Annotated in this window: 13 protein-coding genes; 7 read left to right on the top strand and 6 right to left on the bottom strand. The window is 72.6% G+C overall.

The window, feature by feature from the left end:
- The first annotated feature begins 42 nt into the window (after nt 1-42).
- Both J5Y10_RS28695 and J5Y10_RS03460 read left to right on the top strand, forming a co-directional pair.
- Nucleotides 43-1599 (top strand): Y-family DNA polymerase, encoded by a 1557-nt coding sequence (locus J5Y10_RS28695; RefSeq protein ID WP_245214274.1) that lies wholly within the window; start codon nt 43-45, stop codon nt 1597-1599.
- Nucleotides 1596-4781 (top strand): error-prone DNA polymerase, encoded by a 3186-nt coding sequence (locus tag J5Y10_RS03460; protein ID WP_342452824.1) that lies wholly within the window; start codon nt 1596-1598, stop codon nt 4779-4781. The genes J5Y10_RS28695 and J5Y10_RS03460 overlap by 4 nt, the downstream gene beginning before the upstream one ends.
- Here the strand turns inward: J5Y10_RS03460 and J5Y10_RS03465 are convergent.
- The 6 genes from J5Y10_RS03465 to J5Y10_RS03490 all read right to left on the bottom strand — a co-directional run bounded on the left by J5Y10_RS03465 (nt 4778) and on the right by J5Y10_RS03490 (nt 11565).
- The gene (locus J5Y10_RS03465; protein WP_209370739.1) at nt 4778-6406 is read right to left on the bottom strand and encodes a Na/Pi symporter; all 1629 of its coding nucleotides are present in this window, start codon (nt 6404-6406) and stop codon (nt 4778-4780) included. The genes J5Y10_RS03460 and J5Y10_RS03465 overlap by 4 nt on opposite strands.
- Before the next feature lie 161 nt (nt 6407-6567).
- On the bottom strand, nt 6568-6942 hold the full coding sequence (locus J5Y10_RS03470) for a phage tail fiber protein (protein ID WP_209370740.1): 375 nt from the start codon (nt 6940-6942) through the stop codon (nt 6568-6570).
- Between the two features lie 55 nt (nt 6943-6997).
- The gene (locus J5Y10_RS03475) at nt 6998-7243 is read right to left on the bottom strand and encodes a hypothetical protein (protein ID WP_209370741.1); all 246 of its coding nucleotides are present in this window, start codon (nt 7241-7243) and stop codon (nt 6998-7000) included.
- Between the two features lie 8 nt (nt 7244-7251).
- Nucleotides 7252-8451 carry a hypothetical protein gene (locus tag J5Y10_RS03480; protein ID WP_209370742.1) on the bottom strand — a complete coding sequence of 400 codons (1200 nt, stop codon included), beginning with the start codon at nt 8449-8451 and terminating at the stop codon, nt 7252-7254.
- Complete coding sequence (locus J5Y10_RS03485; RefSeq protein ID WP_209370744.1) at nt 8451-10856, bottom strand: glycosyl hydrolase family 28-related protein; 2406 nt, start codon at nt 10854-10856, stop codon at nt 8451-8453. Before J5Y10_RS03485 ends, J5Y10_RS03480 begins: the two co-directional genes overlap by 1 nt.
- A 55-nt stretch (nt 10857-10911) precedes the next feature.
- Nucleotides 10912-11565 carry a hypothetical protein gene (locus J5Y10_RS03490; protein ID WP_209370746.1) on the bottom strand — a complete coding sequence of 218 codons (654 nt, stop codon included), beginning with the start codon at nt 11563-11565 and terminating at the stop codon, nt 10912-10914.
- A gap of 291 nt (nt 11566-11856) precedes the next feature.
- On the opposite strand from J5Y10_RS03490, the gene J5Y10_RS03495 reads away from it, so the two are divergent.
- The 5 genes from J5Y10_RS03495 (at nt 11857) to J5Y10_RS03515 (ending at nt 16856) form a co-directional block, all read left to right on the top strand.
- Entirely contained in the window at nt 11857-12909 is a 1053-nt protein-coding gene (locus tag J5Y10_RS03495; RefSeq protein WP_245214275.1) for an extracellular solute-binding protein, read from the top strand.
- The gene (locus J5Y10_RS03500; RefSeq protein ID WP_209370750.1) at nt 12906-13955 is read left to right on the top strand and encodes an ABC transporter ATP-binding protein; all 1050 of its coding nucleotides are present in this window, start codon (nt 12906-12908) and stop codon (nt 13953-13955) included. Before J5Y10_RS03495 ends, J5Y10_RS03500 begins: the two co-directional genes overlap by 4 nt.
- Nucleotides 13952-14788 carry an ABC transporter permease gene (locus tag J5Y10_RS03505; RefSeq protein ID WP_209370752.1) on the top strand — a complete coding sequence of 279 codons (837 nt, stop codon included), beginning with the start codon at nt 13952-13954 and terminating at the stop codon, nt 14786-14788. The genes J5Y10_RS03500 and J5Y10_RS03505 overlap by 4 nt, the downstream gene beginning before the upstream one ends.
- Nucleotides 14785-15573 (top strand): ABC transporter permease, encoded by a 789-nt coding sequence (locus J5Y10_RS03510; protein ID WP_209370754.1) that lies wholly within the window; start codon nt 14785-14787, stop codon nt 15571-15573. Before J5Y10_RS03505 ends, J5Y10_RS03510 begins: the two co-directional genes overlap by 4 nt.
- 80 nt (nt 15574-15653) lie before the next feature.
- Nucleotides 15654-16856 carry a pyridoxal phosphate-dependent aminotransferase gene (locus J5Y10_RS03515; RefSeq protein WP_209370756.1) on the top strand — a complete coding sequence of 401 codons (1203 nt, stop codon included), beginning with the start codon at nt 15654-15656 and terminating at the stop codon, nt 16854-16856.
- Nucleotides 16857-16990: the final 134 nt, after the last annotated feature.

Genomic DNA, 16990 nt, shown 5'->3' on the forward strand with positions numbered 1-16990 from the left:
GGTGCGCCATTGGCTTCTCGACCGCCCTGAAGGCGGGGAGATGTGAGGCGCCGCGCCTGCCATCCCCCGCAGCTGCGTCCGCTTCCCCTTGATGGGGGAGCAGCCGTCTCGCCTGTCGAGGAGACCGGCCCGCAGCCGGGGCCGCGAATCCTGGCGCTGCACCTGCCCTGCCTGGCCACGGAGGTGCTGGGGGTCCCCGGCCCCGTCCTCGCCTGGCGAATGGAGGGGAATCGCCGGCTGGTCGTTGCGGCCGACCCGGAGGCGGAAGCGCTGGGGGTGCGTCCCGGACAGTCGCTGGGGGATGCCCAGGCTATGGCACCGGCCGTGGCTGCCCTTCCCCAGGCACCGGAGGCAGAGGCGGCGCGGCTCCTGGCTCTTGCCCTCTGGGCGTTGCGGATATCGCCTCTCGTGGCACAGGACCCTCCGGACGGGCTGTTGGTGAACATCACCGGCACGGACGCCCTGACCGGCGGAGAGGATCGGGCGATGCGCCGGGCGGTGGCGGGCCTCGCCCGGCTGGGCCATGCGGCCCGGGCCGCCGTGGCGGGAACCTCATCCGCCGCCCTGGCCCTGGCCCGCTGCTGCGACGCGACCATCGCGGTTCAGGCGGGAGGGGAGGCGGCGGCCCTGGCGGTCCTGCCGCTCCACGCCCTGCGGCTGGAGGTGAAGACCATCGCCGGGCTGCGGCGCCTGGGCCTGCACCGCGTCGGCGACGTGCTGGCCCAGCCCCGCGCGCCCCTGACCCAGCGCTTCGGGGCAGGGCTCTCCCTCGCCCTGGACCGTGCCACGGGCGCTGCCGCGGAGCCCTTCCGCAGCATCCGCCCCCCGCCGGACCGGCAGGCTGCCCTGGATTTCGAGGAACCCCTCATCACCCGCACAGCCATCGACCACGCCGTGGAACAGCTGATGGTTCGGCTCTGCGCGGGGCTGGCGGAGGAGGGGCGGGGGCTGCGCCGGCTGGTTCTGCGCGCCCATCGGGCGGATGGCGGGGTGCAGGAACAGGCGGTCGGCACGGGCCTGGCCAGCCGCGATCCGGCCCACCTTCTCCGTCTTCTCTCTCCAAGGTTGGAGTGGCTGGCCCCGGGATTCGGCTTCGACCGGATCGCCCTGATGGCAGAGGAGACGGAGCCCCTGGCGGCCGCCCAGTCCGGTCTGGACGGCGAGGACGCGGAAGCCGCCTTGGCCGCGCTGCTGGACCGCGTGGTGCAGCGCCTGCCCGCCTGGCGCCTCAATCCTCGAGAGAGCCACTGGCCGGAGCGGGCGGTGGAGCGGGTGAACCCGCTGGCCGCCATGGCGCCCGCCCAGAACTGGTCGGCCCAACCGCGCCCCCTGCGCCTGCTGCGCCGGCCGGAGCAGCTGGAGGCCATGGCCCTGCTGCCGGATGACCCGCCCTTCCGCATTCGATGGCGTGGGGAATGGGTGACGCTCCGCGCCGCTGAAGGGCCGGAGCGGCTGGAACCGGAATGGTGGCGGGACCGGCCGGACCGTACCGTGCGGGACTACTACCGGGTGGAGATGCCGGATGGCCGCCGCCTCTGGGTCTGCCGCGCCGGCGGGCCGGGCTCGGCGCGGTGGTTCCTGCACGGCCTGCTGCCGTGAGCGGCTTCGCCGAGCTGGGCGCCATGTCCAACTTCACCTTCCTGGAAGGCGCATCCCACCCCTCGGAACTGGTGGCGGCGGCGAAGGTGCTGGGGCATGCGGCGGTCGGGATCGCCGACCGCAACTCCTTCGCCGGGCTGGTGCGCGGCATGGCGGCAGCGCGGGAGGCCGGAATCGGCTTCGTCCCAGGCTGCCGCGTGGGACTGGATGATGGGGCGGAGTACCTGGTCTGGCCAACCGGCCGTGCTGCCTATGCCCGGCTCTCAACCATGCTCTCGGCCGCCCGGATGCCCGCGGATGACGGTCGCCCGACGCGGGATGCCCTGATCGCGGCCGCCGAAGGGCAGGTGATGGCCGCCATCCCGCCCGACGAGCCGGACGAGGCCTTCGCGGATCGCTTGCGCCGGGACGGGGAAGCGATGCGGCGCCGGCTTGCCCTTCCGCTCTTCCTCGCCGCGCATCACCGCTTCGCCGGGGATGACCGGCGCCGGCTGAGGCTGCTCTCCGCCATGGCCGGCTCGGCGCGCGCCGCGCTGCTGGCGGCGGGCGGGGCGCGGATGCACGTCGCCGCGCGCCGCCGCCTGGCGGATGTGCTGGCGGCCATCCGCCTCGGCACTACGGTGGACGCGCTGGGCCTGCGCGCCCACCCGAACGCGGAGGCGCATCTGAAGCCCGAGGCGGAGATGCGCCGCCTGTTCGAGGGCTTCGGCGAGGCGGTGGACGCGACGCTGCGCGTGGTGGCGGCCTGCCGCTTCGACCTGAAGCGCGACCTGACTTACGAATACCCCGATGAGATCGTCGAGCCCGGCCTGACCGCGCAGGAGACGCTGGAGCGCCGCCTAGCGGAGGCGGTGCTGGTGCGCTGGCCGGACGGCACGCCGCCGAAGGTGGCGGCGCAGATCGCCGAGGAGATGGCGCTGATCGCGCGCCTCGGCTACGCGCCCTACTTCCTGACGGTGCACGAGATCGTCCGCTTCGCGAACTCGCAGGGCATCCTCTGCCAGGGGCGCGGTTCCGCCGCCAATTCCGCGGTGTGCTACGCGCTCGGCATCACCTCGGTAAATCCGGACAAGCACCGTCTCCTCTTCGCGCGCTTCCTGAGCGACGCGCGCGGCGAGCCGCCGGACATTGACATCGACTTCGAGCACGAGCGGCGCGAGGAGGTGATCCAGCACATCTACGAGCGCTACGGCCGCGACCGCGCCGCGATCACCGCCACCCTCACACGCTACCGCACGCGCAGCGCCGTGCGGGAGGTGGGCAAGGCGATGGGACTGTCGGAGGACATCACCGGCCGCCTCGCCAAGGCCTCCTGGCACGATGGCATGGAAGGGCTCCGCGATGTCGCGCGGGAGACCGGGCTGGACCCGGAGGCCGATCCGCGCCTCGGCATGGCGCTGGACCTGGCGGAGGAACTGCACGGCTTTCCGCGCCACCTGGCGACGCATGTCGGCGGCTTCGTCATCGCGCGCGGGAAGCTGACGGAGCTCGCCATCGTACGGAAGGCGGCGATGGAGGACCGCCACACGGTGGAATGGGACAAGGACGACATCGCCGTGCTGGAGATGCTGAAGGTGGATGTGTTGGGGCTGGGGATGCTCTCCTGCCTCAAGCGGGCCTTCGATCTGCTGGAGGGATGCACGGGGGAGCGCCTTCAGCTCTACACGGTGCCGCAGGACGACCCCGCCACCTACGCGATGCTCTCGCGCGGCGATTCCATCGGCGTCTTCCAGGTGGAGAGCCGTGCGCAGATGAACATGCTGCCGCGCATGCGGCCGAGGCAGTACTACGACCTCGTCATCGAGGTGGCGATCGTGCGCCCCGGCCCGATCCAGGGCGACATGGTGCATCCCTACCTCCGCCGGCGCGCGGGGATCGAGAAGCCGGAATACGCGAAGCCGGAACTGAAGGCCGTGCTGGAAAAGACCCTCGGCGTGCCGCTCTTCCAGGAGCAGGCGATGGAGATGGCGATCGTCGCCGCGGGCTTCACGCCCTCCCGCGCGGACGAACTGCGCCGCTCCATGGCTTCCTTCAAGCACGACGGGAAGCTGGACACCTTCCGGGAGGAATTCGAGGGGGGCATGATCGCGCGCGGCTACGAGCCGGACTTCGCGCATCGCTGCTTCGAGCAGATCCGGGGCTTCGGCGGCTACGGCTTCCCCGAGAGCCATGCGGCCTCCTTCGCGCAGCTCGTCTACGTCTCCGCCTGGATCAAGTGCCACCATCCCGCCGTCTTCGCGGCCGCGCTGCTGAACAGCCAGCCCATGGGCTTCTACGCCCCCGCGCAGATCGTGCGCGACGCGCGGGAGCACGGCGTCGCGGTGCGCCCGCCCGACGTCACCGCCAGCGACTGGGACTGCACGCTGGAACGGGACGGGGAAGGGTGGGCGCTGCGCCTCGGCCTGCGGCTGGTCGCCGGCCTTTCGAAGGACGATGCGGAGAAGGCCATCGCCCTGCGCCGGCGCGCCAGCCCCGCCGCCCTGGCCGCCGCCGGCCTGCACCGCCCGGCGCTGGAGGCCCTGGCGGGGGCCGACGCCTTCCGCGGCCTTGGCCTGGACCGCCGCCGCGCCCTTTGGGAGGCGGCGGCCGTGGAGCGCGCCAGGCCGCCACCCCTGCCGCTCTTCGCCGCGGCCGAGGCGGCGCCGCGCCTGCCGGCCGAGACGGGCGGGGAGGAGACGGTGCTGGATATCGGCGCCACCGGCCTGACGCTCCGCGCCCATCCGCTCGCCCTGCTGCGCCCGGCGCTGGACGGGCTGCGCCTGCGCGACAGCCGGGCCGTGGCCGCGGGGCGCCAGGGGCAGTCCATCCGCGTCGCCGGGCTGGTGCTGGTGCGCCAGCGCCCGGGCAGCGCCAAGGGCGTGGTCTTCTTCACGCTGGAGGACGAGTTCGGCACGGTGAACCTAGTGCTGCAGAAGGACGTCATCGCCGCCCACCGCGCCGCCGTGGTGGCCGCGCGCCTGCTGCTGGTGGAGGGCCGGATCGAGCGCCACGAGGACGCCGCGGTGCCGATCGTGCACGTCCTCGGCCGACGTCTCGAGGATCGCTCCGACCTTCTGGACGGGCTGCACCGGCTGGGCGCCGCGCGCATCCCCATGGCGCGCGCGGATGAGGTGACGCGCGGCATCGACCACCGGCCGGACGCGCGCGGCCCCAGTTTTCCCTCAAGCCGGGACTGGCGCTAGGCCCCCTCGTCCTCGTCCTCGGCCGGCACCGCCCAGCCGCTGCGCGCGGGCGGCAGCAGCAGGGCGGCGCGCCGGATCAGCCACACCGCCCGCTCGAACAGAGCGGTGACGCGGAACAGCAGGTCCACCCCTTCCGGTGGCATGTCCGCCCCGGCGCGGGCGATGCGGCGGCGCAGCCCGTCCATCATCGCCGAACGGTCCGCCGCCAGCTCTGCCAGCGTCCCCGCATCGCCGCCATCGCCGGAGAGCGCGGCCTCCTGCAGCTCTGTCAGCAGCAGGTGCAGCGCCTCCGCCAGCGGTGCGGCCAGGGCGTGAACGGGATCGCCCGCATCGCGGCGGGATGCCGCCTCCAGCGCCACCGCCAGCCCTTCCGCGGCCTCGCGCAGCGGGGACAGCACGCCGTTCAGGTTCTGCAACGCCACGGCGCGGCCCAGCTCCTCGCGCGGGCAGCGCGCCAGCGCCTCCTCCAGGAAGGCCGCGATCCGCCGCTCCATCGCCTCGCCCGTCGCGGAGACGGTGGCGCGGTCCGCCCCGCCCCGCCCTTCCTCCCGCACCCCGTCCAGCAGCCAGGGCAGGCGGCCGAAGAGCCGCGCTTGCTCCTGCCCGGCAAGGTCCAGGGCCGTCGGCACGTCGTCCAGCGCCTGGTCGTAGAGGAACTTCGGCTGGGCGAGCGTCTCCTCCGGCGTGGTGGGGGAAAGCCGCTCCAGCAGCTTCGGCAGGTAGGGGGTGATGAGCGGCAGCAGCAGCGCCGGCACGAGCTGCAGCGCGACGAAAAGACAGCCGAGGCGGTGCGGCAGGTCCGCCTCCGCGAAGGGCACGGGCAGCCCGGGCCCGAAATGCCAGACGATGAAGGGAACTGCCAAAAGCACCGCGCCGGCCGCCTTGAACAGCGCCTGGAAGGTGGCCAGCCGCCGCGCCGCCCCGCGCAGCCCGCCCGCGAGCAGCAGCACCGAGAGGCCGGAGCCGAGCGAGGCGCCGCAGACGGCCATCCCGGCCTGGGCGCCGTCCAGCAACCCGACCTCCGCGAGCGCGATGGCGAGGATGGTGACGGTGGAGGAGGATTGCGCGACGAGGGCGATGGCGGTGCCGAGCAGGAAGGGCGGCAGCAGCGCGTGCCCGGCCAGTTCCATGGCGCCGCGCAGCGCCTCCGCATCGCGCAGCGGGGCGGCGCCCGATTTCAGGATGGCGAGGCCGAGGAAGAGCAGGCCGAGCTGGAAGGTCGCCTCCAGCACCGCCTTCCACCGTCCGCCGCCCCCGCGCCCGAGGGTGGCGGCGCAGCCCGCGACGCCGATCAGCCACAGCGCCGCCAGCCGCAGATCCAGCGAGGCCGCCAGCACCAGCACCACCGTGCCGAGATTGCACCAGGCTACCACGGGCAGGGCGCGCGCCAACGGCAGCAGCCCCGCCTGCACCATGGAGGCGGCGATGAAGGTGACGGCATTGGAGGATTGCGTCAGCGCGCCCAGCGCCGCGCCGGTCAGGGCCGCGCTCAGCCCTCCGCGGGTCGCGCGCGCGACGGCGATGCGGAGCCGCCGTCCGGCCATCCCCTGCAGCGCGGAGCCGAGCCCGCGCACCCCGGCGAGAAAGAGCCCGAGGCCGCCGAGAAGGGTGGCGATCAAATCCAAGAGGTCGTCTTCAACCCTGACGCGGAAGGCAACGGAACGGCGCGGCGGTGGCGCATCATGAGCCCTCGTCCGCCACGCGGAAGACCTGGGCTGGCGTTTTTCATGAAAGCGTCAAGAAGCGGGGGAGGGCGCGCGACCCTCCCCCATTCCCGGGCAGGCCGTCAGGTCGGGTTCACGACGAGGGCGCCGGCCGCGATCGTCACCGTTCCCGCGCCCGTCATCGCCACCGCGGCGCTGAGCGGAGAGACGAGCAGCGGGTTCCCGCCGGAGGCCGCGTCGTAAAGCCCCACATAGCCCAGCGTGCCGGCGCTGGCGGAGAAGACGAAGCGCAGCGCCTCCGCGTTGCTCTGGGCGCCGGTGCCGGTGAAGGTCACGCGCTGGCGGGCGTAGCCGCTGCCCACCGGCTCCCCGGCCAGGCCCGCCGCCGCCGTGCCACCGGTGCCGAGGGCGGCGTAGACGGTGCTGGGCAGGCTCGGCGCGCGGGCACAGACGGCGCGGGCCAGGAGGTTGCGGGCATAGTCGGTCAGGTCGGACATGGGGGTCTCCTTTCAGGGGTGGATTGAGGCCGGCCCGATCGGGCCGGGGCGCGCTCTACGGCGATCCGTCCTCGTCCTCCGGCGCCCCGGCGATCACGCCGAGGATGGCGGTGGAGAGCTGGATCCCCGTCCGCTGCAGCCCCTCCGGCACGGAGCGGGGCCGCGCCTCGCGCCGCAGCACGTAGGCGGTGCCGTCCAGAGCGATCGGCCCGACCTGCACCATCGGGTCGGGCAGCCCGGCCAGGGCGCCCGCGACGGCGTCCTCCGGCCCGTGCCATCGCAGGTCCGCGTAGTCGGTCATGGTGTCCCTCATGCTGTGGTGAGTGCCTGCAAACCGGAATCCGGCAGGCGCGAGGCGTGGAGGTCGAGCGGTCCGATCTCCCCGAAGGCGGCGCGGCCGATCAGCAGGCGGGCCAGGCCGGGCGGCGGGGCGCCGGCGTAGGACTGCACCGCGCCGCCACCGAGGCAGAGCGCGACGCCGCCCGGATCCCAGGCCAGCGCCGCCCGGAAGGCCGTACCCGGCGTCACCGCCGTTCCTGCGAGAGTGGCGGCGGTGCTGCCACCGGACACGACCTGCACCCCGGCCGTGACGCCGCCCGCACCGATCCGGAAGGCGATGCGATTGCCCTCCGACCCGTCGTCGAGTTGCAGAAGGCCGAGCTCGATGCCGGCGGGCGCGGCCTGCGGCAGCAGGAAGGTTCCGGCCAGCGTGCCCCGCGCCGCCCGCGCCGTGCCCAGGGCCAGGGACGCCAAATCCGCGGCGCGCGTCGAGGCGGCGCTCGTCCCCGCCGGTGGAAAGACCGGTGTGGAGACGAAGCCGCCCGCCTCGACCTGCCAGGCGCTGACGAACAGGGTGAAGTCCACCGCCGTCGTGGTGTTCGTGAAGGTCCAGCGGAACTGAGGGCCCACGGTCGTGCTGGGCAGCGTCTTGGTGAAGGAGAGGCGCTGCGGCGCGGCGCCGGGCAGGAAGGTCACGCCGATATCCGTCTCGGAGCCGTTCCGGAACACGAAGGAGGACAGGCTGGCGGGAAGCGCGCCCGCGACGAGGGCGACGAGGGCGGAGAAGGCGTGCTGCGCACCGGCCGTGCCCGTGGTGAAGGAACCCGGGCTGAGGGCGCGGGCATTGGCGGTATTGGGCGTGCCGACGAAACGGATATCCACGCCCGGCAGGCCCCAGCGCGTGACCGGCGCGATCTCGTAGTTGATGCCGGTGGAGATGCCCCAGCCCGTGGGCAGCGCCCCGCCCGATCCGAGCGGCCCGGCCGCCGCCCCGGCATTACCGGGGTTCTGGATGAGGTTGGTGCGCTGCCCTTCCATCAGGAGGCGGCGTGCCGCGCCGGATAGGCGCGGCGCATCAACGCCGGCCGCCTGCCAGGCCGTGCCGTCCGCGCCGGTCGCGAAGGCCGTCGAGGCGCGAGAGAAGGCCACCTGCGGCGAGAGGACGCCCTGCCCGACAAGCCGGACCGGCCCGCCGCCCAGCGCGTAGAGGGCCGGCGTCGTGCCGATCATCAGGGCGCTCCCCCGCCGGCCAGCTGGCAGAGCCGCGTCGTGCCGCCGTCCGGCGTGAAGGCCAGCAGGCTGGCGGCCGCCCCCGCCCTCACCTTCGCGTAGCCGTCCGGGTTGACCATGGCCGCGGAGAAGCCGGTGAGCGCGACGGCCAAGTCCGCGCCCGTGCGGTTCACCACCATGCAGGCGAAGCCGTGGCCCGTGGCAGACCAGTCGAGCGACAGCGTGGTGCCGGCATTGGCGATCACCATGCGCGCGTTGTGCGCGGCGAAGGTCAGCGCCGTGGCGCCCGCGGTGACGGCGCTGGGCACGGCGCGGCTGACATAGCTGTTGTCCACGTAGGTCTTCGTCGCGGCCTGGAGCGGCAGGGACGGGTCGGACGCGAGCATCAACGGGCCCGCCACCGTCACCGTGCCGGAGGAGGCGATGCGCATCCGCTCGGCGACCGTGCCGCCGGCGCGCGTCTCGAAGACCAGCGCGCCGGCCTCGGCCCCCGCCGCGACGCCCTCGGCCACCCCCGCCACGCGGCCAAAAGTTACCTCGGCCGCGGCGCTGTTGAGGCCGGTGCCCTCCAACGCGAAGATGCGGTCGTTCGCGGCCGGGCTGGCCGAGAGGCGGCGCAGCCGCAGCGTCAGTGGCTGCGTCATCCCGGTGTTGCCGAGGAGGTAGCTCGGGTTCGGGTTCAGCGCCGCGTCGCCCTGCAGGTACACGTCCGTCCCGGCCACGCCCAGCGCCCCGACCGCCGTGTCGGCGCTGCCGTGCAGGCGCAGCATGGCGCCGGCGGATGTGCTGCGCCGGTGCACCGCCACGATGCCGTCGGCCCGTGCCGAGAGACGGGTCTCGATGGCGCCGGCCGAGGAGATGGCCGCCAGCTCGGACTGCCCGCCGATCGCCCGCGCCACGCCCACCGCGTTGCTCATCCGGGTGCCGGAGATCTGCACCTTCTGCATCGCCGCCACGCTCTGGCCCGCGACGGCCGCGGTCTTCATGTCGCAGCCCAGGATCTGCAGGCTGTCCGCGTTGTCGTAGAGATAGGCGGAGCCGTAGAGGTCGCAGCCCATCAGCACCAGGGCGCCGTCGATCACCTCCACCGAGTTGCCGGTGCCTGCGGGCAGCATCACACCGGCAACGACGTTCTGGTCTGACGACTGCGAGTTGACGACGAGCGGGCGGCCCTTGCTTGACCAGAATCCGCCATACCACTTGTTGCGGTAGCAGATCCCCGTCATCTGCACGCCGATGGTGCCGGGATCCGTGTTCACGCCGTCCACGCCGCAGTTCACGAACTGCGCGGAATGCGTCAGGTCGTCCAGGTGCCAGCCGATGTCGTGCCCGTACTCGAAGCAGTTCACGAAATTGGGCATGTCGGCCGTGGTAATCCAGAAGGCCTTGCCGCGCCGGTGATTGACGGTGGGGTTCACCGTGCCGCCGCCGGCATAGGCGCCGGCGAAGGCGCTGCCCGCCAGGTCGAGCGTGGTGGCCGTGGCCGCCGCCACGGTGAAGCGCCCGTTCGCCCCCGCCACGCCGCCGACCCCGCTGGTGAACACCACGTCGCCGATCTTCAGCTCGTGCGCCGTACCCGTGGTGAGCCGAACGAGGCCGGCGCCGTTGTTGGCGCAGCCCGCGACCGTGTAGGTGGCGGAGGAGAAGCTGCGACCCGTGGTGGCGAGCGGGTGCCAGTTGATCCGCTCGTTCTGCCCGATATCGAAGGACTTGCCGAGGTAGAGCCCGTTGGTGCAGTCGCCCACCACGTCCCGGATGCGCGTGCGGCTGGCGCCGTTGCTGTACACGCCCCAGGTGAAGCCGACGATCAGCAGGTTCCGCACCGATGCATCGGTGGCGTTCGTCGTGCTGCTGCCCGTGCTGCCATCGCCGATGCTCACGGCCGTGCCGGAGAAGGCGGCCACGCAGTCCAGCGCCTCCCGGATCGAGGAAGGGGCGACGAAGCCCTTGCGGACGATCGCCACCTGCTCCAGCGACGAGTTCCGCCGCAGGCGGACCGTCCGGGCGGGGTTCAGGACCAGGCAGTAGGGCAGGGCGCCGTAGTCGTTGTTGATGCGGAAGCCGCCGGGATCGCCGCCGCCCTGCAGCGTGACGCCCGGCGGGATGATCAGCTCCGCGCTGTCGATCAGGTAGCGGCGCGGGCCGAGCAGGACGACGCCGCCCCCCGCGGAGGAGGCGGCGTTCAGCGCGGCCTGGAAGGCGGCGGTGTCGTCCGTGGTGCCGTTGCCGACTGCCCCGTAGTCGCGCACGTGCAGCGGCCGCTCGGCCATCACGGTGGAGCGGAACTGGGCGAAGGTGGCGCGCCGCGTCTCCGCCGCGCCCCCCACGCCCTGCACGACGGGGGTGATGTCGGTGTCGGAGAAGGAGATGGCGGCGGGAAGGTCGCTGATCTTGCTGTCGGGCATGGGATGGCGGCTCCGGTGGGGATGGCGGCGTCGGGGCTGGGGCGGGGGCCGGGCGCTACATCACGAGCCGCGTGCCGGCCTCGGCCATCAGCAGGCCGAGCCCGGTCTCGACCAGCAGCGCGAAGGCGGCGAGCACGACGAAGGAGGGCGAGGTCTGCGCGACGAGGGAGTCCGCCGCATCTTCCACTTTCACCAGGTAGCCATTGCCGGGCGCGGGGGCGTTAAAGGTGACGCTGGCACTGCCGGAGGAGACGGCGGCGGTGCTGGGGCCGAGCACCACGGCCCCGCTCGCGTTGAGGATGCTGAACCTCACCGCGCTGGTCGCGCCGGAGGCCGTGACGCGCACGGTGAAGGTCTCCCCCTCGTTCACCCCGCTCGGCAGCGCGTTGAGGGAGATGCAGCGCGCCACCGCCGCCGCAGCCACGTCGGCGTCGAGGCTCATCGCCCCGGCGCCGGTGAGCCGCAGCGGGGAGGAACTGGCATCCACGACCAGCCCGTTGCCGACCTCAGCGTTGGTGCGTACCGGCAGGAGGGCGGTGGCATCCGCCGCCTCCAGCACCACCATGTGCCCGGCCAGCAGCCGCGTCCGGGCCGCGCTGAAATAGCCGGTGGAAAGCACCGTCGCCCGGGTGTCCGTCGTCTTGTACAGCCAGAGGGTGAAGCTGTCGGCCGCGACGAGCGGGATCAGGTTGCTGGCGATGTAGGGCATGCTGGCATGGCTCCTGCGGGGCGCGGACGCGAAAAGCCCCGCGCCGGCAGGGCCGGGCGGGGCTGGGAAGGACGGGACGGGATGGGGTTCGGGGCGGGCGCAGATGTCCCGTTGACGGAAGGGGGATTACAGGACCGTGAGCCTCACGTCAAGAAATATCTTCCTATATTCCGAAAAAAGAGAATAGATGCCCAACTTGCGCGCCGCGCACCAGGCCATAACCTGCCAGGCATGACCCGCTTGCGCCGCCTCCTGCCTTCACTCTGGCCTGCTCTCCTGCTCGCGCCTCTGTTGGCCCCCCTTCTGGCCGGCAGCACGGTCGCGCAGCAGCCCGTCCTGAACGTCTATAACTGGACCGACTACATCGACCCGAAGGCGATCGAGGACTTCCAGCGGGAGACCGGCATCCGCCTGCGCTACGACGTCTTCGACAGCCTGGAGACGCTGGAGGGCAAGCTCTCCGCCGGCCGCTCCGGCTACGACGTGGTGGTGCCCACCAGCGAACCCAGCTTCGCCCGCCTGGTCCGCGCCGGCGCCCTGCGCCCGCTGGACCGGTCCGCGATCCCCAACTTCGCCGGGCAGGACCCGGCCCTGCTGCAACAGGTCGCCACCAGCGATCCCGGCAACCGCCACGGCGCCATCTACCTATGGGGCACGGTCGGCCTTGGCCTGCGCGCGGACCGCATCCGGGCGCTCGCCCCCGACGCCCCCCTGGACAGCCTGGACCTGATCCTGAAACCGGAGAACGCGGCCCGCATCGCCCGCTGCGGCATCGCCATCATGGACAGCGGGATCGACGTGATCCCCTCCGTCCTCCGCTGGCTGGGCAAGGACCCCAACAGCGCCGACGCGGCCGATGCCCGTGCGGCGGAGCAGGCGCTGCTCGCCATTCGCCCGCATGTCCGCGCCATCATCTCCTCCGCCGCCATCACCGACGCGCTGGCACAGGGCGAATACTGCGCCGTCCTCACCTATTCCGGCGACGTGGTGCAGGCCCAGACCCGCGCGCCGGACGGCGGCATCACCTACGCCCCGCCGAAGGACGGCGCGCAGCTCTGGTTCGACATGCTGGCGATTCCGGCGGATGCGCCGAACCCGGAGGCCGCGCAGAAGTTCATCGACTACATGCTGCGCCCGGAGGTGATCGCCGGCGTGACGAACCAGGTCCACTATCCCAACGCCGTCCCCGCCTCCCGCCCGCACATCCGCCCGGATGTCGCCGCGGACCCCAACGTCTACCCGACACCGGACATGATCGCCCGCAGCTTCACCGTCTCCGCCCCCGGTTCCCAGGCGGAGCGCGCCCGCGCCCGCTCCTGGTCGCGCTTCAAGGCCGGGCGTTGACCGCACGCCTCTCCCTGCGCGGCGTCACCCGCCGCTTCGGCCCGGTGGCTGCGCTGGACGGCGTCACGCTCCACGTCGCCCCCGGCGAGTTCCTCGCACTTCTCGGCGGCAGCGGCTCCGGCAAGTCCACCCTCCTGCGCGTCATCGCGGGCTTCGAGGCGCCGGATTCCGGCACGGTGCAGCTGGACGGCGCCGACCTGTTCGGAGTTCCCCCGCACCGCCGCCCCGTGAACATGATGTTCCAGTCCTACGCCCTGTTCCCGCACATGAGCGTGGCCGCCAACATCGCCTACGGCCTGAAGCGCGAGGGCCTGCCCCGTGCCGAAATCACCGCCCGCGTCGCGCAGGCCATCGCCATGCTGCGCCTGGAGGGCATGGAAACGCGCAAGCCCCATGCCCTCTCCGGCGGCCAGCGCCAGCGCGTCGCCCTGGCCCGCGCCTTGGTGAAACGCCCCCGTCTCCTCCTGCTGGACGAACCCCTGGGCGCGCTCGACGCCAACCTGCGGGAGCGCACCGGCTTCGAGCTGCGCGCCATCCAGCGGGAAAGCGGCGCCGCCTTCGTCATGGTCACGCACGACCAGGCCGAGGCCCTGGCCCTGGCCGACCGCGTGGCGGTGATGGACCGCGGCCGCATCGTCCAGGCCGGTCCCCCGCGCGAGGTCTACGATCGCCCCTCCACCCGCTTCATCGCCACCTTCCTCGGCGCCGCCAACGTGCTCGAAGGCACCCGCACGGAGGACGGCGCGCTGGACTGCCCCGGCGCCGGCTGCACCCTCCGCGCCGAAGCCCCCCTGCCAGAGGAAGCCGCCGCCGTCGCCCTCCGTCCCGAGCGCATCCGCCTCGCCCCGGAGCCCGGCGAGAACACGGCCGTCGGGACCGTCGAAGAGTCCGCCTTCCGCGGAGACAGCAGCCTTCTCCTCGTCAGAATGCAGGGCGGCGCCACCCTCCGCGTCTCCCATGCGGAGGAGGATGGCGCCCCGCCCCCGCGCGGCGCCACCGTGCGCCTGGCCTGGGACCGGGACGACGTGGTGCCCCTCCTGCCATGAAGGCGCTTCTCCGCCTCGTCCCCGGCCTCTGGCTCACCCTCCTCGTGGCCGCGCCCCTGGCCCTGGTGGCGGTCCTTGCCCTGTCCTGGCAGGCCGATGGCGTCCCACCCTACGAACCGCCCTGGGCAGGGCAGGGGCTCAACCCCGACAACCTCCGCCTGCTGCTGGAGGACCCGCACTACCGCGACTCCCTCCTCCAGTCCCTGGTCGTCGCCGCCCTCACCGGGGGCCTCTGCCTTCTCCTTGCCGCCCCCATGGGCATCGGAATCGCCCGCGCCGGCCGCTGGCGGAACGTGCTGCTCGCGGCGGTGCTGCTGCCCTTCTGGACCGGCTTCCTCATCCGCATCGGTGCCTGGATCGGGTTGCTGCGCGACGAGGGCTGGATCAACGCCGTCCTTCGCGCCCTCGGGCTGACGCAGGACCCTATTCCCCTGCTCTACACGGACGGCGCCATGCTGCTGGGCATGGTCCACGCCTATCTGCCCTTCGCCGTCCTGCCCATCTTCGCGGCCGCCACCCGGCTGGACCCGGCGCTGGAAGAAGCGGCCGCGGATTTGGGTGCCACCCCCGGCCATAGCTTCCTCACCGTCACCCTGCCGCAGCTTCTCCCGGCCCTCGCGGCCGCCTTCCTCCTCGTCTTCATCCCGGCCGCCGGGGAATACGTCATCCCGGAACTGCTCGGCCCGCCCGACGCCACCCTCGTCGGCCGCGTCGTCTTCCAGGAGTTCTTCCAGAATCGCGACTGGCCCGTCGCGTCCGCCCTCGCGCTCGCGCTCCTGGCCCTGCTGACAGGCCCCATCCTTCTCTACCAGCGCCTCGGACGGGCAGGATGACGCCCCGCCTCGTCCGGGTCCTCCTCTGGGCCGGCCTCGCCTTCCTATGGCTGCCCGTGGCCCTGCTCGTCGCCTATGCCTTCTCCGCCAGCCCGGTGCCCTTTCGCTGGGGCGGCTTCTCCCTTCGCTGGTTTGCCGCCCTGGCCGCGAACGACCGCCTGCTGGAAGCCGCCTGGCTCTCCCTCCGCATCGCCGCCGGCTCCGCCACCCTCGCCACGCTGCTCGGCGGCGCCCTGGGCTGGGTCCTGGCCCGCCACGGCCCCTTCAACGGCCGCGCCCTCCTCGGCACCCTGGCCGGCACGCCGCTGGTCCTGCCGGAGGTCGTCACCGGCCTCTCCCTCCTCCTCCTCTTCGTCGCGCTGGAGGGTGCCACCGGCTGGCCCGCCGGCCGCGGCGCCCTCACGGTCCTCCTGGCCCACGCCACCCTCGGCACCGCCTATGCCGCCGTGGTCATCCAGTCCCGCCTCGCCACCCGCGACCGCGACCTGGAGGAAGCCGCCCAGGACCTCGGCGCCACCCCCGCCGCGGCCTTCGCCACCGTCACCCTGCCGCTCATGGCCCCGGCCCTGGCCGCCGGATGGCTCCTTGCCTTCACCCTCTCGCTGGACGACGTGGTGCTGGCCTCCTTCACCTCCGGCCCTTCCGGCACCACCCTGCCAGTGGCTCTCTTCTCCATGCTTCGCCTGGGCATGACGCCGGAGGTGAACGCGCTGGCCACCCTGCTGCTGGTCGCAGCCGCCCTTACCCTGGCCCTCGTGGGCCTCCTGTTGCGCCGGCGGGACTGATTTGTGTCATTCGCCGGTTCCGCCCGGCTGACATCGCGGTTAGGTTCCGCCCCCGCCGAGAACCGGGAAGTCCAGCAACCATGTCCCTTATCGCCGAGCGCCTGAACAAGGTCTCTCCGTCCCAGACCATCGCCATCTCCACCAAGGCGCGCGAGATGAAGGCGGCCGGGCGCGACATCATCAGCCTCTCCGCCGGCGAGCCGGACTTCCCCACCCCGCGCAATATCAAGGACGCGGCGATCCGCGCGATCGACGAGGGCCAGACCCTCTACACCGACGTTTCCGGCACGCCCGCGCTGCGCAAGGCCGCCGCCGCCAAGTTCGCCCGCGACAACCACCTGGACTACAAGCCTGAGGAGATCATCGTCTCCACCGGCGGCAAGCAGGTGATCTTCAACGCGATGGTCGCCACCCTCGACAAGGGCGACGAGGTCATCATCCCCGCCCCCTGCTGGGTCTCCTACCCCGACATCGTGTCCCTCGCCGACGGCACGCCGGTGATCGTCGGCGCCGGCCCGAACCAGGGCTTCAAGATCACGGCCGAGCAGCTTGAGGCCGCCATCACCCCCAAGACCAAGTGGGTGATGCTGAACAACCCCTGCAACCCCACGGGCGCCGCCTATACGGCCGAGGAGCTGAAGGCCCTCACCGACGTGCTGCTGCGCCACCCGAACGTGTGGATCTTCACCGACGACATCTACGAGAAGCTCGTCTACGGCGACTTCAAGTTTGCCACCGTCGTCGAGGTGGAGCCCAAGCTCCGCGACCGCACGCTGACGATGAACGGCTGCTCCAAGGCCTATGCCATGACGGGCTGGCGCATCGGTTTCGCCGGCGCCCCGGTGGCGCTGACCAAGGCGATGGACAAGCTGCAGAGCCAGTCCACCTCCAACACCTCCTCCATCTCCCAGGCCGCCGCCGTCGAGGCGCTGAACGGCCCGCAGGACGACGTGGAGACGATGCGCCAGGCCTTCGAGCGCCGCCGCGACCTCGTCGTCTCCATGCTGAACGAGGCGCCGGGCCTCCACTGCAACACCCCGGAAGGCGCCTTCTACGTCTTCCCCTCCGTCCAGGGCTGCCTCGGCAAGACGACCAAGGCCGGCAAGAAGCTGGAGACGGACGAGGATTTCGTCCTCGCCCTGCTTGAGGAAGAGGGCGTGGCGACCGTCCACGGCTCCGCCTTCCTCTTCCCGGGCTACATGCGCATCTCCTACGCCGCCTCCGACGAGTCCCTGAAGGAAGCCTGCACGCGCATCCAGCGCTTTTGCCAGGGCCTGAACTGAGTTGGGCTGAGCCGCGCCGGAACCATCCAGGCCTGAAAACAGGGGGCGGCGCCGGCCAGGCGCCGCCCCTTCCTTTTGGGCCTTGCCGCGCGGGGTTGGCGCCACGCCCCCCCGGAAGTGGAGAGCAGATTCAC

The organism is Roseomonas indoligenes (assembly GCF_017813365.1).
Lineage (GTDB): Bacteria > Pseudomonadota > Alphaproteobacteria > Acetobacterales > Acetobacteraceae > Roseomonas > Roseomonas indoligenes.

Bases quoted from the DNA above. Each gene is read 5' to 3' on its own strand.
- J5Y10_RS03470 (WP_209370740.1), bottom strand. From the start codon at position 6,942: ATGTCCGACCTGACCGACTATGCCCGCAACCTCCTGGCCCGCGCCGTC.
- J5Y10_RS03475 (WP_209370741.1), bottom strand. From the start codon at position 7,243: ATGACCGACTACGCGGACCTGCGATGGCACGGGCCGGAGGACGCCGTC.
- J5Y10_RS03480 (WP_209370742.1), bottom strand. From the start codon at position 8,451: ATGATCGGCACGACGCCGGCCCTCTACGCGCTGGGCGGCGGGCCGGTC.
- J5Y10_RS03485 (WP_209370744.1), bottom strand. From the start codon at position 10,856: ATGCCCGACAGCAAGATCAGCGACCTTCCCGCCGCCATCTCCTTCTCC.
- J5Y10_RS03490 (WP_209370746.1), bottom strand. From the start codon at position 11,565: ATGCCCTACATCGCCAGCAACCTGATCCCGCTCGTCGCGGCCGACAGC.
- J5Y10_RS03505 (WP_209370752.1), top strand. From the start codon at position 13,952: ATGAAGGCGCTTCTCCGCCTCGTCCCCGGCCTCTGGCTCACCCTCCTC.
- J5Y10_RS03510 (WP_209370754.1), top strand. From the start codon at position 14,785: ATGACGCCCCGCCTCGTCCGGGTCCTCCTCTGGGCCGGCCTCGCCTTC.
- J5Y10_RS03515 (WP_209370756.1), top strand. From the start codon at position 15,654: ATGTCCCTTATCGCCGAGCGCCTGAACAAGGTCTCTCCGTCCCAGACC.